General features: G+C 72.6%; 28 protein-coding genes and 1 riboswitch. Of the genes, 11 read left to right on the forward strand and 17 right to left on the reverse strand.

The window, feature by feature from the left end; genetic code table 11:
* Position 1: 1 nt before the first annotated feature.
* From DMB42_RS04995 to DMB42_RS05020, 6 genes are all read right to left on the reverse strand, one after another.
* Positions 2–958 (reverse strand): ABC transporter substrate-binding protein, encoded by a 957-nt coding sequence (locus DMB42_RS04995; protein WP_125630972.1) that lies wholly within the window; start codon positions 956–958, stop codon positions 2–4.
* 71 nt (positions 959–1,029) lie between these two features.
* A riboswitch (cobalamin riboswitch) is annotated at positions 1,030–1,132 on the reverse strand.
* A 60-nt stretch (positions 1,133–1,192) separates the two neighbouring features.
* Entirely contained in the window at positions 1,193–2,050 is an 858-nt protein-coding gene (locus DMB42_RS05000) for a Gfo/Idh/MocA family protein (RefSeq protein WP_125630974.1), read from the reverse strand.
* A 102-nt stretch (positions 2,051–2,152) separates the two neighbouring features.
* Positions 2,153–3,004: an SDR family NAD(P)-dependent oxidoreductase gene (locus DMB42_RS05005; protein WP_125630976.1), complete on the reverse strand. Its 852-nt coding sequence runs from the start codon at positions 3,002–3,004 to the stop codon at positions 2,153–2,155.
* Complete coding sequence (locus tag DMB42_RS05010) at positions 3,001–4,194, reverse strand: cytochrome P450 (RefSeq protein WP_125630978.1); 1,194 nt, start codon at positions 4,192–4,194, stop codon at positions 3,001–3,003. The genes DMB42_RS05005 and DMB42_RS05010 overlap by 4 nt, the downstream gene beginning before the upstream one ends.
* A complete protein-coding gene (locus tag DMB42_RS05015; protein WP_125630980.1) occupies positions 4,191–5,147 on the reverse strand; it encodes a phosphotriesterase in 957 nt (318 codons plus the stop codon). Before DMB42_RS05015 ends, DMB42_RS05010 begins: the two co-directional genes overlap by 4 nt.
* The gene (locus DMB42_RS05020; RefSeq protein ID WP_125630983.1) at positions 5,132–5,899 is read right to left on the reverse strand and encodes a phytanoyl-CoA dioxygenase family protein; all 768 of its coding nucleotides are present in this window, start codon (positions 5,897–5,899) and stop codon (positions 5,132–5,134) included. Before DMB42_RS05020 ends, DMB42_RS05015 begins: the two co-directional genes overlap by 16 nt.
* 59 nt (positions 5,900–5,958) lie before the next feature.
* Between DMB42_RS05020 and DMB42_RS05025 the strand changes: the two genes are divergently transcribed.
* Together DMB42_RS05025 and DMB42_RS05030 are read left to right on the forward strand one after the other, a co-directional pair.
* Complete coding sequence (locus DMB42_RS05025) at positions 5,959–6,885, forward strand: TIGR03621 family F420-dependent LLM class oxidoreductase (RefSeq protein WP_260477487.1); 927 nt, start codon at positions 5,959–5,961, stop codon at positions 6,883–6,885.
* Positions 6,878–7,462, forward strand: coding sequence for a histidine phosphatase family protein (locus DMB42_RS05030; RefSeq protein ID WP_125630987.1), 585 nt, complete (start codon positions 6,878–6,880; stop codon positions 7,460–7,462). Before DMB42_RS05025 ends, DMB42_RS05030 begins: the two co-directional genes overlap by 8 nt.
* On the opposite strand, the gene DMB42_RS05035 is transcribed toward DMB42_RS05030, so the two are convergent.
* The 6 genes from DMB42_RS05035 to DMB42_RS05060 all read right to left on the reverse strand — a co-directional run bounded on the left by DMB42_RS05035 (position 7,455) and on the right by DMB42_RS05060 (position 10,849).
* Positions 7,455–7,721, reverse strand: coding sequence for a sigma factor (locus DMB42_RS05035; RefSeq protein WP_125630989.1), 267 nt, complete (start codon positions 7,719–7,721; stop codon positions 7,455–7,457). The genes DMB42_RS05030 and DMB42_RS05035 overlap by 8 nt on opposite strands.
* 25 nt (positions 7,722–7,746) lie before the next feature.
* Positions 7,747–8,628, reverse strand: a complete 882-nt coding sequence (locus DMB42_RS05040; protein WP_125630991.1) for a maleylpyruvate isomerase family mycothiol-dependent enzyme — start codon at positions 8,626–8,628, stop codon at positions 7,747–7,749.
* Between the two features lie 20 nt (positions 8,629–8,648).
* The gene (locus tag DMB42_RS05045; RefSeq protein WP_185844458.1) at positions 8,649–9,407 is read right to left on the reverse strand and encodes a hypothetical protein; all 759 of its coding nucleotides are present in this window, start codon (positions 9,405–9,407) and stop codon (positions 8,649–8,651) included.
* Positions 9,408–9,450: 43 nt separating this feature from the next.
* Positions 9,451–9,702, reverse strand: a complete 252-nt coding sequence (locus tag DMB42_RS05050) for a hypothetical protein (protein WP_125630995.1) — start codon at positions 9,700–9,702, stop codon at positions 9,451–9,453.
* Positions 9,703–9,790: 88 nt separating this feature from the next.
* Positions 9,791–10,027 carry a DUF397 domain-containing protein gene (locus tag DMB42_RS05055; RefSeq protein ID WP_125630997.1) on the reverse strand — a complete coding sequence of 79 codons (237 nt, stop codon included), beginning with the start codon at positions 10,025–10,027 and terminating at the stop codon, positions 9,791–9,793.
* Positions 10,028–10,849: a helix-turn-helix transcriptional regulator gene (locus DMB42_RS05060; RefSeq protein ID WP_125631253.1), complete on the reverse strand. Its 822-nt coding sequence runs from the start codon at positions 10,847–10,849 to the stop codon at positions 10,028–10,030. It abuts the gene before it with no gap.
* 232 nt (positions 10,850–11,081) lie between these two features.
* Here DMB42_RS05060 and DMB42_RS05065 point away from each other — a divergent pair, with 232 nt between their 5' ends.
* A complete protein-coding gene (locus DMB42_RS05065) occupies positions 11,082–11,576 on the forward strand; it encodes an ATP-binding protein (RefSeq protein ID WP_125630998.1) in 495 nt (164 codons plus the stop codon).
* A 76-nt stretch (positions 11,577–11,652) separates the two neighbouring features.
* Positions 11,653–14,070, forward strand: a complete 2,418-nt coding sequence (locus DMB42_RS05070) for a helicase-associated domain-containing protein (protein ID WP_125631000.1) — start codon at positions 11,653–11,655, stop codon at positions 14,068–14,070.
* On the opposite strand, the gene DMB42_RS05075 is transcribed toward DMB42_RS05070, so the two are convergent.
* Positions 14,064–15,083, reverse strand: coding sequence for an ABC transporter substrate-binding protein (locus DMB42_RS05075; protein WP_125631002.1), 1,020 nt, complete (start codon positions 15,081–15,083; stop codon positions 14,064–14,066). The two genes, DMB42_RS05070 and DMB42_RS05075, sit on opposite strands and share 7 nt — an antisense overlap.
* 191 nt (positions 15,084–15,274) lie before the next feature.
* On the opposite strand from DMB42_RS05075, the gene DMB42_RS05080 reads away from it, so the two are divergent.
* The 3 genes from DMB42_RS05080 to DMB42_RS05090 are packed head-to-tail and all read left to right on the forward strand — an operon-like array spanning position 15,275 to position 18,074.
* A complete protein-coding gene (locus tag DMB42_RS05080; protein ID WP_260477488.1) occupies positions 15,275–16,255 on the forward strand; it encodes an iron ABC transporter permease in 981 nt (326 codons plus the stop codon).
* Positions 16,252–17,259, forward strand: a complete 1,008-nt coding sequence (locus DMB42_RS05085) for an iron chelate uptake ABC transporter family permease subunit (protein WP_125631006.1) — start codon at positions 16,252–16,254, stop codon at positions 17,257–17,259. The genes DMB42_RS05080 and DMB42_RS05085 overlap by 4 nt, the downstream gene beginning before the upstream one ends.
* Positions 17,259–18,074, forward strand: coding sequence for an ABC transporter ATP-binding protein (locus DMB42_RS05090; RefSeq protein WP_125631008.1), 816 nt, complete (start codon positions 17,259–17,261; stop codon positions 18,072–18,074). Before DMB42_RS05085 ends, DMB42_RS05090 begins: the two co-directional genes overlap by 1 nt.
* Positions 18,075–18,102: 28 nt before the next feature.
* On the opposite strand, the gene DMB42_RS05095 is transcribed toward DMB42_RS05090, so the two are convergent.
* The gene (locus tag DMB42_RS05095) at positions 18,103–18,666 is read right to left on the reverse strand and encodes a TetR/AcrR family transcriptional regulator (protein ID WP_260477489.1); all 564 of its coding nucleotides are present in this window, start codon (positions 18,664–18,666) and stop codon (positions 18,103–18,105) included.
* A 112-nt stretch (positions 18,667–18,778) separates the two neighbouring features.
* On the opposite strand from DMB42_RS05095, the gene DMB42_RS05100 reads away from it, so the two are divergent.
* Complete coding sequence (locus tag DMB42_RS05100; RefSeq protein WP_125631010.1) at positions 18,779–19,096, forward strand: rhodanese-like domain-containing protein; 318 nt, start codon at positions 18,779–18,781, stop codon at positions 19,094–19,096.
* A gap of 10 nt (positions 19,097–19,106) precedes the next feature.
* Here DMB42_RS05100 and DMB42_RS05105 read toward each other — a convergent pair whose 3' ends face one another.
* Positions 19,107–20,360, reverse strand: a complete 1,254-nt coding sequence (locus tag DMB42_RS05105) for an ArgE/DapE family deacylase (RefSeq protein ID WP_125631012.1) — start codon at positions 20,358–20,360, stop codon at positions 19,107–19,109.
* Positions 20,361–20,427: 67 nt separating this feature from the next.
* On the opposite strand from DMB42_RS05105, the gene DMB42_RS05110 reads away from it, so the two are divergent.
* Entirely contained in the window at positions 20,428–21,375 is a 948-nt protein-coding gene (locus DMB42_RS05110) for an endonuclease/exonuclease/phosphatase family protein (protein ID WP_260477490.1), read from the forward strand.
* A 74-nt stretch (positions 21,376–21,449) separates the two neighbouring features.
* A complete protein-coding gene (locus tag DMB42_RS05115) occupies positions 21,450–21,770 on the forward strand; it encodes a co-chaperone GroES (RefSeq protein ID WP_125631016.1) in 321 nt (106 codons plus the stop codon).
* Here the strand turns inward: DMB42_RS05115 and DMB42_RS05120 are convergent.
* The gene (locus DMB42_RS05120) at positions 21,765–22,694 is read right to left on the reverse strand and encodes a hypothetical protein (protein ID WP_125631018.1); all 930 of its coding nucleotides are present in this window, start codon (positions 22,692–22,694) and stop codon (positions 21,765–21,767) included. The two genes, DMB42_RS05115 and DMB42_RS05120, sit on opposite strands and share 6 nt — an antisense overlap.
* A 64-nt stretch (positions 22,695–22,758) precedes the next feature.
* Entirely contained in the window at positions 22,759–23,220 is a 462-nt protein-coding gene (locus DMB42_RS05125; RefSeq protein ID WP_125631020.1) for a TIGR02611 family protein, read from the reverse strand.
* Positions 23,221–23,370: 150 nt separating this feature from the next.
* Between DMB42_RS05125 and DMB42_RS05130 the strand changes: the two genes are divergently transcribed.
* Positions 23,371–24,276, forward strand: a complete 906-nt coding sequence (locus DMB42_RS05130; RefSeq protein ID WP_125631022.1) for a phosphotriesterase — start codon at positions 23,371–23,373, stop codon at positions 24,274–24,276.
* Positions 24,277–24,310 lie beyond the last annotated feature (34 nt).

Genomic DNA, 24,310 nt, shown 5'->3' on the forward strand with positions numbered 1-24,310 from the left:
GTCAGCCCGCGCCGCCGGCCTTGGCCACGGCCGCGCCGATCGCCTGGGCCAGGTCGACGACGCGCGGCCCCCAGCGGGAGGCGAGGTCGTCGTCGAGCTGGATCACCTGGTCGTTCTTGACGGCCGAGAGGTTCTTCCAGCCGGGCCGCTTGGCCAGCGTCTCCTTGCTCTGCTGACAACACTTGACGTCGGCCAGGAAGATCAGCCCGGGGTCGGACTGGGCGACGAACTCGGCCGACAGCTTGGGGTAGCCGCCCGCCGCGTCCGGGGCCTTGTCGGCGATGTTGGTCAGGCCGAACATGGCGTAGACCTGGCCGATGAACGTCCCGGACGTGGCGGCGTACGGCGTCTGGTCGAGCTCGTGGTAGTAGGTGAGCTTCTTGTCCTTGGGGGCGTCGGCGGCCAGTTTGTCCAGGGCCGACTTCATGCCGGAGACGACCTCGTCGGCCTTGGCCTTGTTGCCGGTGGCCGCGCCGATCTCGGCGATCTCCTCGTACGCCTCGTCCAGCTTGGTCGCGGCCGGTTCGAGCAGGACGGGGACGTTCACCTTGGCCAGCTCGGCCACGATCTTGTCCTGGTCGTTGGAGAGGATGACCAGGTCGGGCTTCTTGGCGACGATGGCCTCGACGTTCGGCTTGAAGCCGGACAGGTCGCTCTTGGGGGCCTCGGGCGGGTAGTTCGACTGGTCGTCCACCGCGACGACCTGGGGGCCCGCGCCGATCGCGAACAGCGTCTCGGTGTGGGTGGCCGAGAGCGAGATGATGCGCTCCGGCTTCTTGGCCAGGGTGACCTGGCCGTTCCCGGCCTCGACGGTGACCGGGAAGTCCCCGGTGCTCGCCGCCGCGGCGGTCTGGGTGGGGGATTCGGAGGGGGCGACATTGGCGCCGGTCTGGCCACATCCGGCCAGGACGAGCGTTCCCAGCAGCGCGCCCGCGAAGGCCGTGCGTACGGGCCTCACGAGTAGTCCTTTCACACTGTCGGAACCGAGAGACCCGCGATGAGCGACGGATCACCCTTTTCCACGAGGGTTGATGACGTCGGCGCAGCGGCAGGCGACCTGGCTATGACAGTTGCGGGACAGCGCCGGATTCGCACCGGACTTCGCTGCAGCACTGCGCGTCGGACAAACGTTATCAATCCCCCGGAAATCCTCAACGTCAAGGGGGCCAGACCTCAGAAAGCGAGTTGGGCCTCAGGAGGCGAGCTGGGCTTCCGCCTCGGCGAGGATCTCCTGGAGCCGCAGGCCGTGCGCCGCGTCGAGCGGATGGCCGCCGCCGCGCCGGACGGTCCTCGCGAACTCCTCCGCCACCGTCTCCAGGGGGTCCTCATCGCCGGGCAGCAGGACGGCGTTGCCGGTCCGGCCGTACACCTCGACGGTCGAGGGCGGCAGGTCGCCGACGGCCGCCATGCACAGGGACGCCTCACTGACCGCGCCGCCCTCGTGGTCCAGCAGCAGCCCGGTCCAGCCGAGCGGGTGGCCGTGCGCGCGCACGCCGGTGATCCGGCCGAGCGCGGCGTCCAGCAGGTCGATCACGTGCGGGCCCACGTCGAGCAGCGCGCCGCGTTCCAGCCGCCAGGGGGTGGCGAACGGGTTGTCGCCGAGCAGCGCGCCGGAGATGTTGGCGGCGTGGCCGCCGAACGGCTGGATCTCGGCGCAGCGGGCCAGGAAGGTGCGGGTGGGGGTGGCGTAGCGCAGGGTGAGCATCATCTGCGAGGGCACGCCCGACTCCGCGACGGCCTCGGCCACCCGCATGGCGCCCGCCACCGAGTCGGCGAGCGGCTTCTCCAGCAGCAGCGCCTTGCCGGCATGGGCGGCGCGGACGGCCAGTTCGGCCTGTACGCCGGGCGGCACACAGAAGGCGACGGCCTCGCAGGCGTCGAACAGCTCCTCGACGCGCTCGTACACGGGGGCGCCGAGCCTGGCGGCCTGCTCGGGGCGGCCGGCCCAGACACCGGCGAGCCTGGTGTGGGGGCCTCTGGCCAGCATCGGCGCGTGCGCCATCTCCGCCCAGGGCCCCGCCCCGATCAGACCGACAGCGACAGGCTCCATACATCCCCCTTGGTCCGCTTGCTGCCACCGACCCTAAATCCCCCCTCCCACCCGCGCCCCACCGCCCCACACCCAGACGTACGCAAGGGCCGCGCGGCGCCGTCAGGGGCGGGAGCGGTGGATGGCGTGTTCGGGGCGGTGGGTCAGGGTGCCGCTGTCGAGGGCGATGGTCTGGCCGGTGATGCAGCGGGACTCGGACGAGGCCAGGAAGGCCACCAGGTCGGCCACGTCGCCGGGGACGCACGGCCAGGGCAGGAGGCGTTCGGCGGCCTTGTCGGCGAGTTGCCGCGGGCCGAGGGCGCGCTCGGCGGCGGCGGTCATGACGAGGGCGGGGGCGACGGCGTTGCAGCGGATGCCGCGCGCGCCGTACATCGTGGCGACGTAGCGGGTGAAGCCGATCAGGGCCGCCTTCGAGGTGCCGTACGCGGCGTGGTCCACGTCCCCGGTCAGGCCCGACACCGAGGACGTCAGGACGATCGCGCCCCCGTCCGGCATCACCGGGATCACGTGCTTGACCAGGAGCATCGCGCCGCGCAGGTTGACCTCCATCGTACGGTCCCAGACGGCCGCGTCCATGGCGGCCAGGTCGCGGTCGCGGCCGTAGACGTCGCGGTCGAGGCAGGCGGCGTTGGAGTGCAGCACGTCCACGCGCCCGAAGGAGGCGACCAGCTCGGCCACCGACTCCTCCACCTGCTTCTCGTCCGATACGTCGCAGGTCAGTGCCATGGCGGTGCCGCCGTGGGCCCGGACGGCGGCGGCCGTGGCACGGGCGCTCGCCGCCCGCAGGTCGAGCACGCCCACGCAGGCGCCCTCGGCGGCCAGCCGGGCCGCGCAGGCAGCGCCGATCCCGGACCCCGCCCCCGTCACCAGCGCCACCCGCCCGTCGAACCGCCCCTCGGGCCGTCCCTCGAACCGCCCGTCGGACCGCCCGGACGCGGCCGTGCCGTACGTCACCACTCCACCTCCAGCGCGCTCAGCCCGCGTCCCACGAGCGACCGGCGGTAGGCGACGGGCGCGTCCGGGACGAGCCGCAGCCCCGGCAGGCGCCGGCCGAGTACGTCGAGCGCGGTGCGCAACTGCAGGCGGCCGAGCGCGGCGCCGACGCAGAAGTGGATGCCGTACCCGAAGACCAGGTGGTCGGCGGCGTTGGGACGGTCGATGCGGAAACGTTCGGGATCGGGGAAGACGGTCTCGTCGTGCCCGGCGGAGTCGGTGGACAGCAGGACGAGCGAGCCCGCCGGGATCGTCACGCCGTGCAGGGACACGTCCGTGACGGCGTGCCGGAACGAGCCCAGCGAGGCGCCGTCGATGCGCATGCACTCCTCGACCGCGCCCGGGACCAGCGCGGGCGGCACCGGCCAGGCGTCCTCGCGCAGCAGCCGCAGGACGCTGTTGCCGAGCTGGTTCGGGACGGTGTCGTTGCCGCCGAGCAGGATCGTGGAGATCAGCTCGACGACCTCCCGGTGGGTCAGCTCGTCGCCGATCAGCGAGGTCATCAGGGACGTGAAGTCGTCCTGGGGATCCTTGGCGCGGGCGGCCACCAGGCGGTCGACGTAGTCGAGGTAGGCCAGGAAGCTGTCGGCCAGCTCAAGCTGGCGGGCGGGCGGCTGCGGCGACAGGAACAACATGAACCAGTCCTTGACGTGCGCCCGCACGAACGCCTCGTCGGCCTCGGGCACGCCGATGAAGCGCGCGGTCAGCTTGATCGACGGCTCGTGCCCGATCTCGCCGACGAAGTCGGCCCGGCCCCGGGGGGCGACCCGGTCGAGGACGTCCTCGTTCAGCCGCCTGAAGCGTTCCTCCATGGCGGCGACCGCCCGGGGCGTGAAGGCCCTGGAGACCGAGCGGCGCAGGCGGGTGTGGTCGGGCGGGTCCACGTTGGCCACGAAGCTGGACAGGAACGAGCCGTGCTCGCCCAGCTTGGCGCGGGTCTCCGGGGTGAGGCTGCGGGAGATCGTCAGGGAGCCCTCCGAGGAGAGGCGTCCCGGGTCGCCGTACGCGGCGCGCACGTCGGCGTGGCGGGTCAGCCCGTACGCGCCCAGGTGCTCGCTGCGGAACACCGGCCGCTCGGCGCGCAGCCGGCGCAGGAAGTCGTACGGCGCGGCGACGTGCCAGTCGGAGTCGACGTCGAAGTCCTCGGTCATCGGAAGATCCTCCGGGGGTTGCCGACGAGCATCTGGTGGAGCTGGTCGCCGGTGACGCCGCGCCTGCGCAGTTCGGGCACGACGTCGCGGGAGATGTGGAGGAGGTGGTAGTTCGGGTGCCGCCGCCGTACGACGTCGGAGTCAAATCGATCGTTAAAACAGTAAGAATCGTGACCTAACACCATTTTTCCGGCGTGACCGCGTTCGCACATCGCGGCCACCACCGCCACCCGATCCTCGAACGGGCTGATCGTCTCGATGCCGAACCGGTCCATGCCCAGGTACGAGCCGTTCGCCACCAGTTCCTCCAGGTAGGCGAGATCCGTCGAGTCGCCCGCGTGCCCGATGACCACCCGTTCCAGGTCCACGCCGAGCGAGCCGAGCAGCCGCTGCTGCTCCAGCCCACCCCTGGACGCGCTGTGCGAGTGCGTGGTGATCGGCACGCCGGTGGCCAGGTGGGCCTCGGCCACGGCCCGGAACACCCGCTCGCAGCCCTTGGTCATCCCCAGGTGGTCGGAGGCGCACTTGAGCATGGCCGCCTTCACGCCGGTCCGCCCGATCCCCTCGGCGATGTCGCGGACGAAGAACTCGGCCAGCCGGTCCGGCCCGCCGAACAGCGACCCCGGCCCCCGGTTGCCGAAGTACGGCGGCAGCGCGTCGTAGGTGTAGAGCCCGGTGGCGGCCACGATGTTCACGCCGGTCAGCTCGGCCACCCGCTGGACGGCGGGGACGTACCGGCCGAGACCCACGACGGTGAGATCGACGACGGTGTCCACGCCCTCGGCCTTGAGCGCGTCGAGCTTGGCCGCCGCCTCCCGCGCCCGCCTGTCCAGGTCCCAGCCCTCCGGCACGTCCGGCCAGTTCCACAGGATCTCCGGGCTGAGCCCGAACACGTGCTCGTGCATCAGCGTCGCCCCGAGGTCGGCGACCGGTCCCCTCACGGTCTCAGGCACGGGAACCTCTCGTGCTCGAAGGGCCGGTTGACCTCCAGCCCGAGCCCGTCGGTCTGCCGGTACGGCAGCCCGGTGTAGAGGGCGTCGGCGTCGAAGTAGGTGACGGTGAACGACAGGCGGTCGCCGTCGCGGCGGTTGGCGGGCGCGCCGTGCACGGTGAGCGCGTGGTGCACGGTCGCGTCCCCGGCCTTGAGGTCCAGGGGCGGCGACAACTCCAGCCGTTCGATCCAGGGATGCTGGCTGAGCTGGTCGTCCCCGGCGCGGGTGAAGCTGCGCCCGAGCAGGCCGCAGCGGTGGGAGCCGCTGTAGAAGCGCAGCGCCCCCATGTCGGCGGGCACGTCGGCCAGCGCCAGCCACACGGTCAGCATGGCCGAGCGGTCCATGGGCATCCACGGGAAGTCCTGGTGGAACTCGGTGGCGCCGTGCTCGCCCGGCTCCTTGACCAGCAGGTTGGTGACCTGCACGCGCACGGCCCGCACCCCGCCCAGCAGCCGTACGGCGTTGCGGCCCATGGCCGGGCTGGTGCTGAGCGCGCCGAACAGCGCGTCCTCGGCGGCGATGTCGCGTGACTGGCCGAACGCCTGGTCGACCAGTGTCTCCCTGGCCCGGCTCCGGGCCCGCAGGCGCTCGCGCGCCCGTTCGCGCAGCGCGGCCACCGCGCCGGGATCGACCAGCCGGTCCAGGCGGACCCAGCCGTGCTCGCCGAAGAACGCCACCTCGTCGTCCGTCGCCTGGCGTACCGGGATCTCCATGGCGACCAGTCTGCCACTCCAAGCAAGCGCTTGGTAAGATGCCGGGCGAGGAGGATGCCGTGCGGCGGTTCAGGTTCGGCGCGGTCATACGCGAGGCGGAGTCCGGCAAGGCGTGGGCCGAGAAGGCCAGGCGGCTGGAGGGGGCCGGCTTCGACGTGCTGCTGGTCCCCGACCACCTGGTCGGCCCCAGGTTCGCGCCGATCGCGGCGCTAACGGCGGCGGCGTGCGCCACCACCCGGCTGCGCGTCGGCACGCTGGTGTTCGCCAACGACTTCCGGCACCCGGCCGTGCTGGCCAAGGAGGCCGCCACCCTGGACGTCCTGTCCGGCGGACGACTGGAGCTCGGCCTCGGCACCGGCTGGATGGCCGGCGAGTACGCGGGCGCCGGGCTGCGCCTGGACCCGCCCGGGACCCGCCTCGACCGGCTGCGCGAGGCCCTGGAGGTGATCAAGGGCCTGTGGCGCGGCGGCCCGCTGACGTACGACGGCGCGCACTACCGGCTCGCCGGGCTGGAGCAGCAGCCACGACCGGTCCAGCGCCCCCACCCGCCGATCCTGCTGGGCGGCGGCGGCCCCCGCATGTTGCGCCTGGCCGCCGAGCACGCCGACATCGTCAACCTCGGCACCCGCGTCAGGGCCGACGGCAGCGGCCCCGACCCGCTCGACGCCGGGCCGGCGGCGTTCCTCGCCAAGCTGGCGCTGCTGCGCGACAGCCCCCGCCACGACCGGCTGGAGGTCGGCACGAGCGTGGTCCAGGTGGGCGAACGCAAGCCGGAGGAGTCGTGGAGCGCCGCCGACAGCTCCGGGCTGGGCGGCACACCGCAGGTGCTGCTCGGCACCCGCCGCGACATCGCCGACAAGTTGCGCCACTGGCGCGACGAGCACGGCGTCACCTACTTCGTGCTGCACCACGAGCGTGACCTGCCCGCCTTCACCCCCGTCGTCGAGGAGCTGGCGGACCTGCCGGATGATGGGGCACATGGATGAGTTGTTGTTGTTGAGGCACGGAGCCACCGAATGGAGCACGGCCGGCAAGCACACCGGCCGTACCGACCTGCCGTTGACGTCGGAGGGGGAGGATCAGGCGAGGGCGCTGGCGCCGCTGGTCAAGGGCAATACGTTCGGGTTGACGCTGGTCTCCCCCGCGCAGCGGGCCCGCCGTACGGCGGAGCTGGCCGGATTGACGGACTACGAGGTCGACCCGGATCTGTGGGAGTGGGACTACGGCGGCTACGAGGGCATCACCACGCCGGAGATCAGGAAGACCCGGCCCGGCTGGTACCTGTGGCGTGACGGCGTGATCCCCGGTGACGCCGAGCATCCCGGCGAGAGCGCCGCGCAGGTGGCCGCGCGGGCCGACCGGGTGATCGAACGGGCCAGGCGGGCCGAGGGCCGGGTCGTGCTGGTGGCGCACGGCCATTTCCTGCGTGTGCTGGCCGCCCGCTGGCTGCGCCTGGACGCGCGGGACGGCCGCCTGCTGAAGCTCGACACCGGCACCTACTCGCGGCTCGGGTTCGAGCACTCCGAGCCGGTGCTGGTGAGCTGGAACTCGCCGGTCAGCTGACCCTGGCGCGCATCGCCGACTCGTGCAGGGCCCGGCTGACCAGCCAGCCCCGCAGGGAGCCGAGGGCGGGGTCGTAGGACTGCGGTCGCGCCCACAGGTCGGCGAACAGGTTCTGGGTGATCTCCTCGGCGGTCGCCCGGCTCCCGGTCACCCGTACGGCGACCCCGTAGACGTACGCGCCGTGGCGGTCGTACGCGTCGGCGAGCGCCCCGATCTCCCCCGCGACCAGCCGGGCGCGGATCTCCCCGTCGGTGTTCATCGGCGGCACTCCCTCGCCGGGCCCATCAGTCGCAGCCCAGGGTGGCGGCGGCGTGGATGAGGTCGCGGGCGAGGGCGGGGTCGCCTTCGGCCGCGTACGGGAAGGTGTCCGGCGGTCTTCGGCCGGCCAGCAGACGGCAGAAGCCGACCGCGTCGGCCGAGACGAGCGTGGCGACCCGGCCGGCGGCGCGCGAGAGCGGGACGGTCCACGTGCCGCCCCCGGGCCCGGTCAGCACGACGGTGACCGAGACGTCCCGGCGCGCCCCCTTCAGCGCCCGCGGCAGCAGTGCCAGGCCGAACTCGGCGATCAGGTGCACGTGCTCGTCGCGCGGCGGCGCGGGCGGGCGGCCGGTGGCGGCCCTGATGTCGTCGGCGTGCGTCCAGGTCTCGAAGGTGCGCTGGATCATGGCCTGGCGCAGCGGCGCGCGGGCCGGACGCACCCCGGCCAGCGCCACCTCGACGCCGAGCAGCACCTCGCCGGCCCGCGAGACCCGTTCGAGCAGCGAGCCGGCCTGGTCGCGCCAGCGCCGGTGCTCCCTGGCCGTCCCCGCGCCGGGCAGGCCCATGAACGCCGCCACGGTGGCGTCGTTGGCCGCCAGGTGCCCGACCAGGTCGCGGACGGTTCCGTGCCGGGCGATCGGCGCGTCCCACTGGGGCAGGCTCAGCTCGGCGAGCAGGTCGTCCATGAGCGCGACCTGCTCGGCGTACGGCACCGTCACGGACGCCACGCCGAGCGCCGCGGGCGCGCGCCGGCGGCGGGCTCCCGACAACACCGCTTCGCGCAGCGTCGGCGGCGGCTCGGCCGCCGTCTCCGGCAGGCCCACCAGCGCGAGGGCCGCGCTGCACTCCGGGCACGCGGCGAGGTGGTCGGCCTCGCCCGGCCCGTCGTAGAGGTACGAGTCCGTCATGGCTGCCTCCGCAGCCGACGCTAACCCGGCGGGGGCCCGTACGCCAGACGGCTGCCGGGAAACGGCGCGAGCAGCGTCTCGCGCCAGGGGCCTTCGAGGTAGCGGCGGGCCCGTTTGCCCCAGTCGAGCAGGCGGGGGTCGGGCCGGACCTCGTCGTCGAGCCCGAGGGCGGCGTCGCGGGCCCGCTGGGTGGCGAGGTGGTCGTCCAGGGAGACGGCCCACATGGTGACGGCCTCGGTGTCGCAGAACAGCACCTCGTACAGGCCGGTCAGGGTGTGGCCGTGCTCGGCCAGCAGGGGGGCGCGCTCGGTGCGTACGGCCTCCAGGTAGTCGAGCGCGGCGCCGGGGCGTACGCGGGCGCTCTCGAAGAGGTAGAACTCGGCGGCGGGCGCCCGGCCGAGCGGCGGGCAGCCCGGCGCGGCGCCGAGCGGCCTGGAGAAGGCGGAGAAGCGCAGGTCGTCGATGTCGGACAGGAACAGGCGCTCGTCGACGCCCTGGTAGATGCCCATCATCTGCCGCCAGCCGCCGTCCCACCCGCCGTGGCAGTCCCACAGCGTGACGGCCTTGAACTGGGGATGTCCGGTGATGCCGACGGCGTAGAAGGCGCCGACGAGGTCGATCTCGCGGGACCTGATGGACATGCCGGAGGTCAGGGCGGGGGCGTCGCGGCTCTCGTCCTCGCGTTTGTAGCGGGTCAGCCAGGTCAGGTACTCCAGCGGGCGTCTGGAGTTCATCGGCCGGAAGTCGACCTCTTCGAGCAGGTGGATCGCGCGCCGCACCACGCCTCCTCTACCAAGCATTTGCTTGGCACGAGGATAGCGATCAGGCCACCGCCTGGGAAGGCTGCGGCCCCCTGCCGGTGAGCCATTCCAGCACCCGGCGGTGCCCCGAGGCGGCGTCCTCGAAGTGGCCCCAGTGCCAGTAGCGCGGCTGGTCGCGCAGGCCGGTCACCCAGGTGCGGTAGGAGACGGAGGCGCCCGCGGGCGCGACGCCGTACGTGCGGATCACGACCTTGCCGCCCGGCGCGAACAGCACGTCGTCGGCGATCGGGTACAGAGTCATCTGGTCGAGCATGTGCCACATCCTGACCGGCGGAAGGACCACGCCGGTTACGCCTCCGGCGCGCCCCCGTTAAGGAAGCGCGCCGGAGGTGAACGGGCTGTTACACGAGAAGGCCGTCGAACTCGCCGTCCTTGGCCCCGAGCACCAGGGCCCGGATCTCGTCCCGGGTATAGATGAGAGCAGGGCCGTCGGGGAAACGCGAGTTGCGGACCGCGATCCCACCGTCGGGAAGCTTCGCGAGCTCCACGCAGTTGCCCTGCGAGTTGCTGTAGCGGCTCTTGCGCCAGGCGACCTGGGTCAGGCCGGCCGCGGGCATGCCGTTGTAGGTGTGGTTCATCTACATCTTTCTGAGAAGACCGCCGATGAGCTCGACGGTGCCCCCTGGCGTGGTGCTTTCCACGCACAGTTGCTCCATGGCCGTGAGGTACGGGTCGACGTCCTCACGCTTGTCCAGGTACAGGGCACCCCAGAGCTGCTCGACGTAGACAACGTCCGACAAGTCGGACTCGGGAAACCGCAAGATGCTGAACGCGCCCCCCTCGGCGGCGTGCTTGCCGAACCTGAAGGGCATCACCTGGAGGGTGATGTTGGGAAGGGCGGCGACTTCCAGCAGATGCTGAAGCTGCTCGGACATGACCTCTCGCCCGCCGATGGTCCGCTTGAGCGCCGCCTCGTCGATGACGGCCCACAGCTTGGGGCCGTCCTTCTGGGTGAAGCGCTCCTGGCGCTGCATGCGCATGTGCACGCGGCGCTCGATCTTGTCCGGACTCGCGTCGGGGTTGCCGAGCTGGAAGACCGATCGCGCGTACGAGGCCGTCTGCAGCAGGCCGGGTACGAACTGCACCTCATAAGTGCGGATCACGCTCGCGGCCTCCTCCAGGCCCACGTACGTCGTGAACCACGAGGGCAGCTCGGCGGAGTACTTGTGCCACCACCCGGGGGTGTTGGCCTCGCGGACCATCTCCAGCAGGGCACGGCGTTCGGCATCGTCGACGACGCCGTACAGGGTGAGCAGGTCTTCCACGTCCCGTGTCTTGAATCCGACACGCCCGAGCTCCATGCGGCTGATCTTGGATTCGGACGCCCGGATGTGGAATCCGGCCTGGCCGCGGTCGAGTCCACAGGCCTCGCGCAGACGCCTGAGGCTCGCACCCAGCATGATGCGCCGAACGGTCGAGCCGGAGCCGGGCGGATCAATGGACACGTGCTGCTCCTTGTGTCGTTTCCTTGAAGACACAGTCTGTCACTTAGCGGCCGAAAGATCATGGGCCGCGGACAAGATCCCCTTTCCCCCATATTGACCACTTGGGGAGAACCGTAGCGCCTGCACGACATGTCTGCACGTGCATTCGCTCTTGCACCTGCACGAGAGATTGCCGCAGAATGATCACGTGCAATTCACCACGGCGCCCGGCCAGTGGACCACGTTCGACTGGTGGCCGCCCGTCGGCTGGTGGCCGGAGGCGGCTCGCGATCTCCTGGTCACCGGACCGTCCGCGAGCGCCACGTACGTGCTCCCGCCCACCGCGTCCTCGGTCCATTCCGCGCGCAGCTTCACCACCGGCACCCTTTCGGGCTGGGGCCTGGGCGAGCTGGTCGAGAACATGGAACTCGTGGTCTCCGAGCTCGCGACCAACGCCCTGCGCCACGGCCTGCGCCTCGACGAGCCCCGCTGCCAGCGCCCGGTCCACATGTCACTCGTACGCCGGGGGTCGCTCGTCACCAGCGCGTTCACCGATCCAGGCACCTCGGTGCCCGTGCTGCGATACCCTGGCCCCCTTGACACCGGCGGCCTGGGTCTCCACATCGTCGAATCGCTCAGCCTCCGCTGGGGGTGGTCGGCACTCGCGCCCCACGGAAAGATCGTCTGGGCAGTCCTCTCCTGACGAGGGGTGCTCTGCATTACCGTGGATGGTCATGGCTCACGGTGAGTCCCAAGCGACCCCATGAGAGTGCTGACAGATGGAAGATCACCTGCTCGGCTGGCTGCGAACAGTAGACGAAAACAGGCTTGCCCGCATCCTGGCCAACAGGCCCGACGCCATCGCGCCGCCCTGGCCGCGGCGGCTGGACACGCTGGCCCAGCGCCTGGGCAACGGCTTCGCCGTCATGGAGGCCATGCGCGGGTTGCCGCTGCCCGCCCTGCAACTGGCCGAGGCGGGCCTGACCATGAGCCGGCCGACGGCCGAGGGGCTGGCCGCCTTCCTCGGCGTACCGGGCGAGGCGCTGGCCCCCTGGCTCGACCATCTGTGCGACCATGCGCTGGCCTGGCCCGACGACGACGGCGTGATCCATCTGGCCGAGGGCGTGGCGCGGTGGTGGGCGGCCCCGCTCGGCCTGGGCGAGCCGCTTGAGCACTACCTCAACTCCTGGACGATCAGCAACGACGCCCTGCGCGCCCTGGCCGCCTCGCTCGGCCTGCCCTCCCACGGCAACAAACGGCGAACGATCGCCCGCGTCATCGAGGTGCTGTCCGACCCCGTACGCCTCGACCGGCTGACGGCCACCGCCCCCGAGGGCACGCTCGCGCTGCTGGGCCGCTTCGCCTGGGACGGCCCCTCGCGCGACGTCGACGGCGGCCGGTTCGTCATGCACGGCACACCCGAGAAGTGGTGCGCCGACCACGGCCTGCTGTTCCGCCCGAGCTGGCACGTCGCCGAGGTCTCCCGCGAGGTCGCGCTGTGCCTGCGCGGCCCCGGCTACCATCCGCCGTTCCAGCCCGAGGCGCCCGAGATGGCGGCGATCCCGGTCGACCCCGAGGAGGTCGACCACCTGATGACGCTGGCCGCGCCGCACGTCGTGGAGCGCTGCGCGGCCCTGCTCGACAACACCTCCAAGACGCCGCTGCCGCTGCTCAAGACCGGCGGCGTGGGCGTACGCGAGGTCCGCAGGGTGGCCAAGGAGACCGGCTGCGACGAGGACGAGACCCGCCTGCTGCTGGAGGTCTGCGCCGTGGCCAGGCTGCTGGCCTGGGACGAGAAGTCGGCCGGCATGATCCCCACCGAGCGGTTCGACCGCTGGCGCCTCGACGAGGGCTCGGCCCGGCTGCGCGTGTTGCTGTCGGCCTGGTGGCGCATGGAACGTTCGTCCCTGCGCAAGATCGACGGCAAGTACGCCACCGTGCTCGGCGACGACCCCTCGGGCAGCGCGGTGGCCAGGGTGCGCAGGGCGGTGCTGGCGGCGCTCGCCGACCTGCCCGCGGGCACCGCCGTGGCCGGCCGCGACAGCCTGGTGCGCAACGTCCACTGGCACGCGCCGCTGCTCGACCAGGCGCTGCTGGCCGAGTGCGCGCCGGCCGTGCTGGACGAGGCCACGCTGCTCGGCCTGCTGGCCAACGGCGCGCTCACCGACCTCGGGCGTGCCCTGGCCGGGCTGGGCGCGAGCCCCGGCGACGAGAACGACGACGCCGTGCCGCAGGTCGAGCACGATCCGGTGCTGGCCGAGGCGTCCACGAGGGCGCTGGCCAGCGTACGCAGGAGCGCCCTGTTCGGCCCCGACCTGACCGCGGTCGTCACCGGGCCGCCGTCGGCCGAGCTGGCGGCGCTGCTCGACCGGGTGGCCGAGCGGGAGTCGCGCGGCGCGGCCTCGGTGTGGCGGTTCACCACCGAGAGCCTGCGCGGCGCGCTCGACCACGGCTACGACGCCGACGAACTCCTCGACGAGCTGGCCGCGGTCGGCACGATCCCGCAGCCGCTGGAGTACCTGGTCCGCGACACCGCGCGCCGCCACGGCGAGGTGACGGTCACCACGGTCGGCTGCGTCGTGCAGGCCGGCGACACCGGGCTGCTCGCCGAGATCGCCGGTCACCGGCGGCTGGCCCGGCTGGGCCTGCGGCTGCTGGCGCCCACGGTGCTGGTCAGCGCGGCCCCGGCCGAACGCACGCTGGCCGCGCTGCGCGAGCACGGCTACTCCCCCGTGCCCGTCTCCGACACCGGCGAGATCACCATCCACCGGGCCAGGGCCGAGGAGCCGCACCACGGCAAGCTGATCCTGCTGCCCGGCGGGCAGGTGGCCGAGTTGTCGGAGTTCGCGGCCGGCGCCGATCCGCAGGCGCCGTACGTGCTCGCCGAGCCCGCGCCCGACCCGCACGAGCACGCCCGCCGCCTGGTCGCGGCCGGCCGGGAGGAGACCGACAAGCACGGCCGTACCTGGGCGGTCATCGGCCGGATGGCGACCAGGCTGCCGACCGCCCAGCAGTCGCTGCTCGGCTTCGTCGTCGACCGCGGGGTACGGGCGGCCATCACGCTGGCCGACGGCCTGACGGCCACGATCAGCCACGGCGAGCTGCGGTCCGGCACCCTCGACGCCTGGTGCGAGGAGGCGGGCGACTACCTGGAGTTCCCCCTCGCCGAGATCACCGAGGTGCGCGGGGCCTACTGAAGCGGCTTCGCCTTCTTCAGGTTCGACACCAGCTCCTCCAGGAACGTCGCGTAGCCCTGGTAGCTGAAGGGGGCCTCGGCGCGCCACGGGTAGAGCTGGCCCGCCTTGACCGCGGGGAGCTTGGCGAAGGTGGGCTTCTTCAGCATCTCCTCGGGCTTGAGCGACTGGGTGCGTGTGTCGTAGAGGATCACGTCGGCGTCGTAGGTGTCGGCGTTCTCCCAGCTCAGGGTCTGGAAGAAGCCGCCGTCGTCCACCTTCGAGGGCTTGACGACGTTGAGGCCGTTCTCCGTCAGGTGCACGATGTCGGGGTACTCGGGCGGGTTGACGACCCACATGGCGTCGGCGCCGCCGGACATCATGAGGATCTTCAGGTCCTTGAAGGCGGCCAGCTCCTTGGTCGCGGCCTCCATGCGGGCCTTGGCCTCCGGCACACCCTGGAGGTCGGCGCCGAGCGACTTGGCCAGCTCCTCGTACTTGCCGATCACCTGGGTGGCGCTGCGGCCGGTGAGCATGACGCCGGCGGTGGGGGCGACCTGTTCGATGGTCTCCTTCGACTTCTCCGGCACGTACCAGAGGGCGCCCTTGACGTACATGCTGCTGACCAGCAGCTCGGGCTGGAGGGAGATGTACTTCTCGACGTTGAACTCGTCCCAGACGTTGCCGAGGCCCTCGACCTTGGTGATGTCGACATTGCCGACCTGCGGGTCGCTGGATCCGTCGGCGAGCTTGTGGGGGCCGAAGACGGCGACCGGGCGCACGCCGAAGTCCCACAGCGCGGCAGCGGCGCCGACCTGGGCGACGATCCTGGACGGGGCCTTGGGCAGGTCGATCTTCTTGTCCCGGTCGTCGGTGAACGTCCAGCTCTGGGCGGCCGCGGCGGAGGCGGCGGGCGCGGTGGACGTACCGCTGCCCGCCGCCTCGGTGCCGCCGCCGCAGGCCGACAGCGTCAGGGCCGCCGCGAGCCCTGCCGTGGCGGCCAGGAAGCCTCTGCGCGCGAGTGCCGGTCCCGACATGTCCATCTCCTAAGGTTAGGCTTGCCTTCGTACAAGGCCATTAGATTAGCCTTACCTAAGTTTGACCACGACGAGAGGGGGGTCGGGTGCGCCCGGCTGAGCAGACGGCTGATCCATCGGCTGGGCGGACGGCCGGGCGACCCGCCGCGCCCGCGGAGGGGCCGCGACCGCGCCGGCCGATCTCCCTGCTGGTGACCGGCCTGGTCGTGACCGCGGGGGTGCTGGCGTTGGTGGCGATGGCCAGCGTGGCGCTCGGCGCGCGGTCGGTGCCGTTCTCCACGGTGATCGACGCGCTGTCGGCCCCCGACGGCTCCAGCGACCACGTCGTCATCCGCGAGCTGCGCGTCCCGCGTACGCTGCTCGGCATCGGCGTCGGCGCGACGCTGGGCCTGGCGGGGGCGCTCATCCAGAGCCTGACCAGGAACCCGCTGGCCGACCCCGGGCTGCTCGGCATCAACGAGGGCGCCGCGCTCGGCGTCACGCTCGCGCTGGGCCTGTTCGGCCTCTCCGACCCCGCCGTGTACGTCTGGTTCGCCTTCGGCGGCGCCGCGCTGGCCTCCGTCGTCGTCTACGCGCTGGCCTCCGAGAGCCGCTCGGGCGCCGGCCCGGTACGCCTCGCGCTGGCCGGTGTCGCGCTCGGCATGGTCTTCACGGCGGTGGCCTCGGCGATCCTGCGCATGGACGCGCAGACCTTCGACCGGATGCGGTTCTGGCTGACCGGCTCGCTGGCCGGGCAGAGCTCGGACACGCTGGCGCGGCTGGCGCCGTTCATGGTGGCGGGGCTGGTGCTCGGGTTGTCGCTGGCCAGGCCGCTCAACATGCTCTCGCTCGGCGACGACGCCGGGCGCTCGCTGGGGGTCGCGGTCGGCAGGACGCGCGTCCTGACGGGCGTGGCCGTCACGCTGCTGTGCGGGGCCGCGACCGCCGCCGCCGGGCCGCTGTGGTTCGTCGGGCTGGTCGTGCCGCATGCCGTGCGCGCGCTGGTGGGCGGCGACCAGCGGTGGGTGCTGCCGTACTCGGCGCTGGCCGCGCCGGTGCTGCTGCTGGGAGCCGACGTGATCGGACGGCTGATCGCACGTCCGGGAGAGGTGCAGGTGGGCATCGTGTGGGCGGTGATCGGCGCGCCGATCTTCATCCTGCTGGCCCGGCGCAGGCGGGTGGCGGCGCTGTGACCGTACGTCTCGGCCCCTGGTCCGTACGGCTCGCGCCCAGGTCCCTGCTCGTCTGCGCCACCCTCCTGGCGGTCGGCTGCGGGGTGGGCGTGGCGGCCGTCGCGACCGGCGAGTTCACCGTGTCCGTACCCGACATCCTGGACGCCCTGTTCGGCCAGGGCACGCCGGTCGCCGAGCTGATCGTGAACAGGCTGCGGGCTCCGCGGGTGGTCACCGGGCTGCTGGTCGGGGCGGCGTTCGGGGCGGGTGGCGCGATCTTCCAGAGCCTCACCAAGAACCCCCTGGGCAGTCCCGACTTCATCGGCTTCACCGCCGGGGCCTCGACCGGCGGCATCGTCGCGGTGGTCGCGGGCGGGTCGGCCATGACGATCGCGGGCGGCGCGCTGGCCGGCTGCGTGGTCACCGCCGTCCTGGTCTACGCGCTGGCCTTCCGGCGCGGCGTGCAGGGCTACCGGCTGGTGCTGGTCGGCATCGGCGCCAACACGCTGCTGCTGGCGGTCAACAACTACCTGCTGACCAGGGCGAACATCAACGACGCGGCCACCGCTGGCGCCTGGCTGACCGGCAGTCTCAGCGGGCGCGGATGGGACCACGCGATCCCGGTCGCGGTGGCGCTGGCCGTGCTGCTGCCGGTGTGCGCGGCGGTGGCCCGGCCGATGCGGATGATCGAGATGGGCGACGACGCGGCCAAGGCCATGGGCGTCAGGGTCGAGGCCGTACGGGCCGCCGCGATCACCGCCGGGGTGCTGCTGACCGGCGTGGCCACAGCGGCGGCCGGGCCCGTCGTCTTCGTCGCGCTGGCCGCCCCGCAGATCGCCCGCCGCCTGACCCGCTCCCCCGGCGTCACGATGGGCGCCTCGGCGCTCATGGGGGCCGTACTGCTGACCGCCTCCGACCTGGTCGCCCAGCGGCTGCTCGCGCCGACGCAGCTTCCCGTCGGCGTCGTGACCGCCGCCGACGGCGGCACGTACCTCGCCCTGCTCCTGCGAAAGGACCGCCACTGATGGCCGCGTCACCCGGGGCTGCCCGCCTCACCGGAACCGACCTGACCCTCGCCTACGACCAGCGCGTCGTGGCCACCGGCCTCGGCGTGGCGATCCCGGACGAGTCCTTCACCGTGATCATCGGCCCGAACGCGTGCGGCAAGTCCACCCTGCTGCGCGCGCTGGCCAGGATGCTCAAGCCCAGGAAGGGCGCCGTGCACCTGGACGGGAGCGTGATCACCTCGCTGCCGTCCAAGGAGGTCGCGCGGCGGCTCGGCCTGCTGCCGCAGAGCTCGATCGTGCCCGACGGGATCAGCGTGGCCGACCTGGTGGCCCGCGGCCGGTACCCGCATCAGCGGCTCATGCGGCAGTGGTCGAAGGCCGACGAGGCGGCCGTGGCCGAGGCCATGCGCGCGACCGACGTCGCCGAACTGGCCGACCGGATCGTGGACGAGCTGTCCGGCGGGCAGCGGCAGCGGGTGTGGCTGGCCATGGCGCTGGCGCAGGAGACGCCGATCCTGCTCCTGGACGAGCCCACCACGTTCCTGGACATCTCCCACCAGATCGAGGTGCTCGACCTCTGCGCCGACCTGCACGAGGCCGGACGGACCATGGTGGCCGTGCTGCACGACCTCAACCAGGCCTGCCGGTACGCCACGCACCTGATCGTCATGCGGGCCGGCGAGGTCGTCGCCGAGGGCGTGCCGGCCGAGATCGTCACCCCCGAGCTGGTCCTGCGGGTGTTCGACCTGCGCTGCGAGATCATCCAGGACCCGCAGACGGGCACGCCGATGATCGTGCCGGAGGCACGCCGGCGGGTGTCGGCCCCGGCCTGAGCCGGGCTCGTGACGACCCCGGCCCGGGTCAGGCCGGGTGCGCGAGGGCGGCGGCCAGGGCGGTGATGCCCGCGGCGGCGCGCTCGCGGCCGTACTGCTCGCGCAGCACGCCGGCCGCCTCCGCGCCCATCGCGGCCAGCAGGGTGTGGGCGAGCACGTCGGCGTCGGCGTCCGGACGGGCCTCGGCCAGCAGGATCGCCACGTGGCGGTGCCAGAAACGGTAGGCGCCGATGCGGTAGCGGGCGCCGGGGCTGGCCGTCTCGGACATGCGTACCAGGTCGAGGTGGGCGAAGAGGTAGTCGAGATAGGCGGCCGTGAACGCGGTCAGGCGCTCGGCGGCGGGGGCGCCGGGCCCGACGGGCGGCGGCCCGGACAACACGCGCTGTTGCAGGTCACGTTCGCGGGCGTCGAGCAGCGCCACCGCCAGGCCCGACTTGTCGCCGAACCGGCGGAACAGCGTGCCCTTGCCGACCCCGGCCTCGGCGGCGACCGCGTCCATCGACACGGCCTCCACGCCCTCCTCGGCCAGCAGCCGCGCGGCGGCCGCGAGCACCTTCTCCCTGTTGCGCGCCGCGTCGGCACGTTCGCGCACCGGTTTGCCGGTCAGCAGCTCCAGCGGCTCACTTGACGAACCGGACCGTGGTCCGTTAACTTCCTGGCCATCCACACATCCGGACTTTAGTCCATTTCGTACGGAGGCCACAATGACCATCACCCGCGAGGAGCTGCACGCCAACCTGGGCGGCCTGACCGTGCTCGACACGCTCGGCGGCTCCTACTACGCCCAGCAGCACCTGCCCGGCGCCGTCGCCCTGGTCGAGAGCGAGGTCGCCGAGCGCGCCGCCGAGCTGCTGCCCGACAAGGACGCGCCCATCGTCACCTACTGCTCCAACCCGGCCTGCGGCAACAGCAAGGCCGTCGCCAACCGGCTGACCGCGCTCGGCTACACCGACGTCCGCCGGTACGTCGAGGGCATCGAGGACTGGGTCGGGGCCGGGCTGCCGGTCGAGTCGTCCCTGTGACGGACGCCGCTCAGAGGGCGCCGCAGCGGCGTACCGCGAGCAGCGCCAGCGCGCGGGTGACCTCGCGCAGCTCGGCCAGCTCCACCTGTTCCCTGGGGGCGTGCGCGAACCGCACGTCGCCGGGGCCGTAGTGCAGGGTCGGGATGCCGCCGGCCGCGTACAGGCGCAGGTCGCTCCCGTACGGCGCGGCGGCCTCGGCCGGACGCCGGCCCGCGACGTCGCCGACGGCCCGGTTCACCTCGTCGAGCAGCTCGTGCCCGGCGGGCAGCCGGCCGCTGGCGAACTGCCCGCCCGGCCAGGTCACCACGGGCGGGTTGTCCCGCAGCCACGGGTGCGCGGCCGAGGCGACGGCCTCCTCGAACGCCGCCCGCGCCGCGGCCGGGTCCTCCTCCAGCCGCACGCCGAGGCGTCCCTCGGCGACCAGCAGGTCGGGCACGGTGCTGGCCCAGTCGCCCGCCCGTACGGTGCCGACCTCGATCGGGTACGGCATCGGGTTGCCGCCGAAGACCTCGGGCACGTCGCGGTTGCGCTCGGCCTCCAGGCGCCTGACAGCCTCGAACACCGGCCAGAAGACCTCGATCGCGTTGACGCCCTCGTACCGGGTGGCGCCGTGGGCGGCCCCGCCGGCCAGCTCCACGCGGAAGGTCAGCGCCCCGGCGTTGGCCGTGATCACCGTGCCGCCGGTGGGCTCGGTGATCACCGCGGCCTCCGCCGTGTGCCCCCTGGCCAGCGTGGCGAACGCGCCGAGGCCGCCGTCCTCCTCGCTGATCACGCAGTGCACGGCGAGGGGCCTGGCCAGGCGCACCCCCGCCCGCTTCAGCGCCCGTACGACGGCCAGGTTGGCCACCAGGCCGGCCTTCATGTCGCAGGCGCCCCGGCCGTGCAGCACGTCGCCGGTGATCCGGGCGGCGAACGGGTCGCTGCCCTCCCACTTGGCCAGGTCGCCCGTCGGGACGACGTCCACGTGGCCTTGAAGGGCGAGCGCGGGCACACCCTCCCCCTCGGTCACGGCCGCGACGCCGTAACCCTCCTGCCTGGGGGCCTCGGTGCCGGGGAAGCCCGCACGGGCGGTGAGGCCGGCCAGGTCGAGCTTCCAGACGTCCACGTCGAGGCCGGCCTCGGTGAGCAGGCGGGCGAAGCGGTGCTGGAGGTCGGACATCGCGTCGGTGCCCGTGACGCTGGGGACCCGTACGGTCTCGGCCAGCAGGGCGACCGTCTCGGCCTCGTCGATGGCGTTGAGGACTCTGGCTTCCACGTCGCGCATGGAGCACACTTTCTCACGCGGATTCCTGGGCCGTGAACGCGAATCCCGACATATGGCGATACAGGGCGTGCGTACCTGGATGAGCTGGATCGTGGTGACGCCGTTCGCCTTGTGGGCGGCGGTGCGGGTCAGCGGGTTCGAGCCGGACTGGCCGTGGGTGCCGGTGGTCGCGTTCACGCCGTACGCGGCGGTGGGCGCGGCGCTCAGCCTGGCGCTCGCCGCGCTGTTGCGGCGGCGGGCTGCCGGCGCGGTCGCGCTGGTCACGGTGCTGGCGCTCGGGGCCGCGGTGCTGCCGCGCGCCCTCCCCGACTCCGGGCCCGACTCTGGGCCCGACTCCGGGCCCGGCGCGCGCGGCCCGGCGCTGCGGGTGCTGGCGGCCAACCTGCTGGTGGGCACGGCCGACGCGGCGCGGCTGGTCGGCCTGGTCCGGTCGCTGCGGCCGGACGTGCTCACGCTCCAGGAGTTCACGCCCGCCGCGCGGCGGCGCCTGGAGGCGGCGGGACTGCGCGAACTGCTGCCGCACGCGGTGACCAGGCCCGCCCGGGGGGTGGGCGGCTCGGCCGTCTACGCCCGATACCCGCTGGCCGCCGGCGAGCTGATCGAGCTGGGCGGGTTCGGGCAGGCGACGGCCGTGCTCACACATCCCGGCGGGGCCCAGGTGGAGATCGTCTCGGTGCATCCGTGCGCGCCGAAGCGGGTGGGCCGGCAACCGTGCTGGCTGGCGGGGCTGGAACGGCTGCCGCGCGGCGGCGGGCGGCTGCGGGTGCTGGCCGGCGACTTCAACGCCACCCTCGACCACCTCCCGTTACGCGACCTGCTGGCCGCGGGCTACCGGGACGCGGCCGACGTCATGGGCCGGGGCCTGTCGCCGACCTGGGGCGGATGGGGCCCGCTGCCCGGCGTGACGATCGACCACGTGCTGGCCGGCGAGCGCATGGCGGTACGGGACTTCCAGGTGCTCCCGCCGGTCGGCAGCGACCACCGGCCGGTGTTCGCCGAGCTCCTGCTGCCGTGAGCCGCCTGCCGCGCCGGGCGGGACCTGGGGCGATCGTGGGCCGGCGGGGGTTCGGCGGCTCGTAAACTGTCCCCGTGGAAGCGCCCAAGTTCGAGATTCAGATGCTGCACGACCGAGTGATGATCCGGCTGGAGCAGGAGGCCGAGGAGCGGCGCAGCGGCTCCGGCATCGTCATCCCCGCGACGGTCAAGATGGCCAACCGGCTGGCATGGGGCGAGGTCTGCGGCGTCGGCACGAACGTGCGCTCGGTCAAGGTGGGCGACAAGGTGCTGTTCAACCCCGAGGAGCAGTTCGAGGTGGAGGTGCACGCGCGCGTCTACCTGGTCATGCGCGAGCGCGACCTGCACGCGGTGGCCACCCAGGAGACCGACCACGGCACGGGCCTCTACCTATGACACGCGGGTCCTGGCGAAGCTGACCCACAACTCGGCGGCCCAGGTGGCGGCGGGCACGTCCGCGAGCACCCGGGTCGTCCGGCCCGTCAGGTCGAGCACCGACAGGCGGTAGCCGCCCTTGACCGGCATGACGGCGATCAGATGGCCGTCGTCCCACCATCCGAACAGGGCCTCGGGCTTGACGGCCACGCGCTGGGCGATCGCGCCGGTGGCGAGGTCCACCAGGCAGACCTGCTCCTTGAAGCGCGACGGGCACCACGTCGTCAGGCGTTTGCCCGAGGGCGCGTAGGAGTCCTCGGGGCCGGTCGGCAGGCCCACGTTCGTGTACGTGCGCGACACCGTGCCGTCCGAGGGGCGGTAGACGCGCAGGCCGGTGCCGAACATGGTGACGAGGTTGCCGTCAGGGCTCCACCAGAAGCCGGCCCGCCGGGGCAGGCCCGCGACCCGGATCGTGCTCGCGGTGCCCGCGCGCACGTCAACGACGGTGAAGCCGAGCACCTGCCAGGTCCCGCCCGTCTTCTGCTCGACGGTGAGCGCGACCTTCTTGCCGTCCCTGGACCAGGAGGCGTAGGAGGCCGTCATGGGCTTCTTGACGGTACGGATCCGGGCGGTCTTGCCGGTCGTGCGGTCGGTGACGATCAGGGAGTCGAAGCCCGCCCGGTACGAGGACGGCACCCCGGCGGTCAGGCGGCCGTCGGGCGAGACCGACGCCTCGGACAGGCTTTTCTGCCAGGTGAAGGCGTCGCCGGTGGCGGGACGGAGATAGGTGTGCTTGGTGCCGAGGCCGTAGGCGGTGAGCCGTACGGGATCGCCCGATTTTTCGTGATATTTCATGCCACCGGTGCCCGGCAATACGAGGTCCGCCTGAGCGGCGGCCGGGGCGAGAAACGTCAACGACAACGCGACGGCGATTTGAGCGATCACGCCCGCAGAATAGGCGGGGAAATCCCCCGATCCCGGGAACGATAACGACCCGGTCTGAAAGCGTTCAGCGCTGGACGAACCGCTGGGCGATCTCCAGCAGGTCGACGCCGAGCGTCCGCATGCCGAAGTAGACGATCACCGCGGCGGCGGCCACGGTCACCAGCAGCACGAGGATGCGCACCGTCCAGCCCTGCCGCTTGTACCACTGCGTCCAGGCGTGCAACGTCTGCTTGCCGAACTCCAGCACCTTGTGGGCCCAGTGGAACTCGGTGGCCAGCACCGCCAGCCCGGCGAACACCACCAGCCAGCCCGGCCCCGGGAACGGCACCATGATCAGGCCGCCGGCCACCACCAGCGCGCCGATGACGCCGACCACGATCTTCAGCGTGAGCGCGCCCGCGCGGGTGGACCTGACGCCGTCGAGCCAGCCTTTGAGGCCGCCGCGGCGGGCGGGCATGGCGGATCGCGCGGCGGCGTCGTCCTTCATCACGTCGGCGTCGCCTGTCTCGGAGTTCTGGATCGGCACGTCTCCCCCGTGTCGGTCGGATGCTCCCAAGGATACGACTCAGACCCATAGGAACAGTTGCAAGGCGCTAGCAGTTCACCAAACCGGATAAATGGTAAAATTTCGGGACACGGGGGACGGGATTCAGGCAACTATCGGTTAATGTCTGCTATGCCCGAGGTCATCCTTCGCACCGTCACCGGCCCCATCCGCGCGGCCGCAGTGAACGGTGCCGTACTCCCCCACGAGCACCTGCGTACCGACATGCGCTGGGCGGTCGGCATCGACTCCGACCCGCACCGCTGGCTCGACGAGGAGACCACAGTCACCGCGGAGCTCCGCGAGCTGCGCCAGTCCGACGAGCTCAACCTGGTGGTCGACCTGACCTGTCTCGGTATGGGCCGCGACGCCGCCGCCCTGGCCCGCCTGGCGGCGGGCAGCCGGGTGCCGGTGATCGCCTCGACCGGGTTCTTCGCCGAGCCGTTCACCGACGCCGGCGACGACGACGTCGAGCAGCTCACCCGGCGCCTGATGACCGAGATCTCCAGCGGCGTGGACGGCACCGGCGTCTTCCCCGGCGTGATCGGCGAGGTCGGGAGCTGGGGCCCCGAGCCCACCGCCCGCGAGGAACGCTGCCTGCGCGCCGCCGCCCGCGCCTCCCGGCAGTCGCGCCTGCCCGTCGCCACCCACGGCCAGAACGCTCTCGCGCTGCTGGAGATCCTGCTCGGCGAGAACCTGCCCGGCTCCCGCGTGGCCGTCGGCTACGCCGGCGACCTGGGCGGCGCGCGCAAGATCGCCGAGGCGGGCGCGTACGTCAGCCTGAGCGCCCTGGCGCTCGGCCCCGACCAGGCGGCCAGGATCGCGCTCGGCCTGATCGAGGACGGCCACGCCGGACGCCTGCTCCTCAGCACCGGCCTGAGCCGCGTGGCCCAGGTCCAGCGCTACGGCGGCTGCGGCTACGCCCACCTGTTCCACAGCCTGCTCCCCCGCCTGCGCGAGGCCGGCACCGGCGAGGACGTCATCCGCCTGATCACCCGCGACAACCCGGTGCGCTGGCTGACCGACGGAATGAGCTGATCCCGCACCTCCGGCCGTGATCGTCCCGCATGGC

The sequence above is a fragment of the Nonomuraea sp. WAC 01424 genome (assembly GCF_003947315.1).
GTDB classification, from domain to species: domain Bacteria; phylum Actinomycetota; class Actinomycetes; order Streptosporangiales; family Streptosporangiaceae; genus Nonomuraea; species Nonomuraea spiralis.

Coding starts and splice junctions, on each gene's coding strand:
- DMB42_RS05050 (WP_125630995.1), bottom strand. CDS start 9,702: ATGCTCGACCAGATGACTCTGTACCCGATCGCCGACGACGTGCTGTTC.
- DMB42_RS05020 (WP_125630983.1), bottom strand. CDS start 5,899: ATGGAGATCCCGGTACGCCAGGCGACGGACGACGAGGTGGCGTTCTTC.
- DMB42_RS05060 (WP_125631253.1), bottom strand. CDS start 10,849: ATGCTGGGTGCGAGCCTCAGGCGTCTGCGCGAGGCCTGTGGACTCGAC.
- DMB42_RS05070 (WP_125631000.1), top strand. CDS start 11,653: ATGGAAGATCACCTGCTCGGCTGGCTGCGAACAGTAGACGAAAACAGG.
- DMB42_RS05090 (WP_125631008.1), top strand. CDS start 17,259: ATGGCCGCGTCACCCGGGGCTGCCCGCCTCACCGGAACCGACCTGACC.
- DMB42_RS05040 (WP_125630991.1), bottom strand. CDS start 8,628: ATGACGGACTCGTACCTCTACGACGGGCCGGGCGAGGCCGACCACCTC.
- DMB42_RS05075 (WP_125631002.1), bottom strand. CDS start 15,083: ATGTCGGGACCGGCACTCGCGCGCAGAGGCTTCCTGGCCGCCACGGCA.
- DMB42_RS05000 (WP_125630974.1), bottom strand. CDS start 2,050: ATGGAGCCTGTCGCTGTCGGTCTGATCGGGGCGGGGCCCTGGGCGGAG.
- DMB42_RS05100 (WP_125631010.1), top strand. CDS start 18,779: ATGACCATCACCCGCGAGGAGCTGCACGCCAACCTGGGCGGCCTGACC.
- DMB42_RS05105 (WP_125631012.1), bottom strand. CDS start 20,360: ATGCGCGACGTGGAAGCCAGAGTCCTCAACGCCATCGACGAGGCCGAG.
- DMB42_RS05130 (WP_125631022.1), top strand. CDS start 23,371: ATGCCCGAGGTCATCCTTCGCACCGTCACCGGCCCCATCCGCGCGGCC.
- DMB42_RS05055 (WP_125630997.1), bottom strand. CDS start 10,027: ATGAACCACACCTACAACGGCATGCCCGCGGCCGGCCTGACCCAGGTC.
- DMB42_RS05035 (WP_125630989.1), bottom strand. CDS start 7,721: ATGAACACCGACGGGGAGATCCGCGCCCGGCTGGTCGCGGGGGAGATC.
- DMB42_RS05010 (WP_125630978.1), bottom strand. CDS start 4,194: ATGACCGAGGACTTCGACGTCGACTCCGACTGGCACGTCGCCGCGCCG.
- DMB42_RS05030 (WP_125630987.1), top strand. CDS start 6,878: ATGGATGAGTTGTTGTTGTTGAGGCACGGAGCCACCGAATGGAGCACG.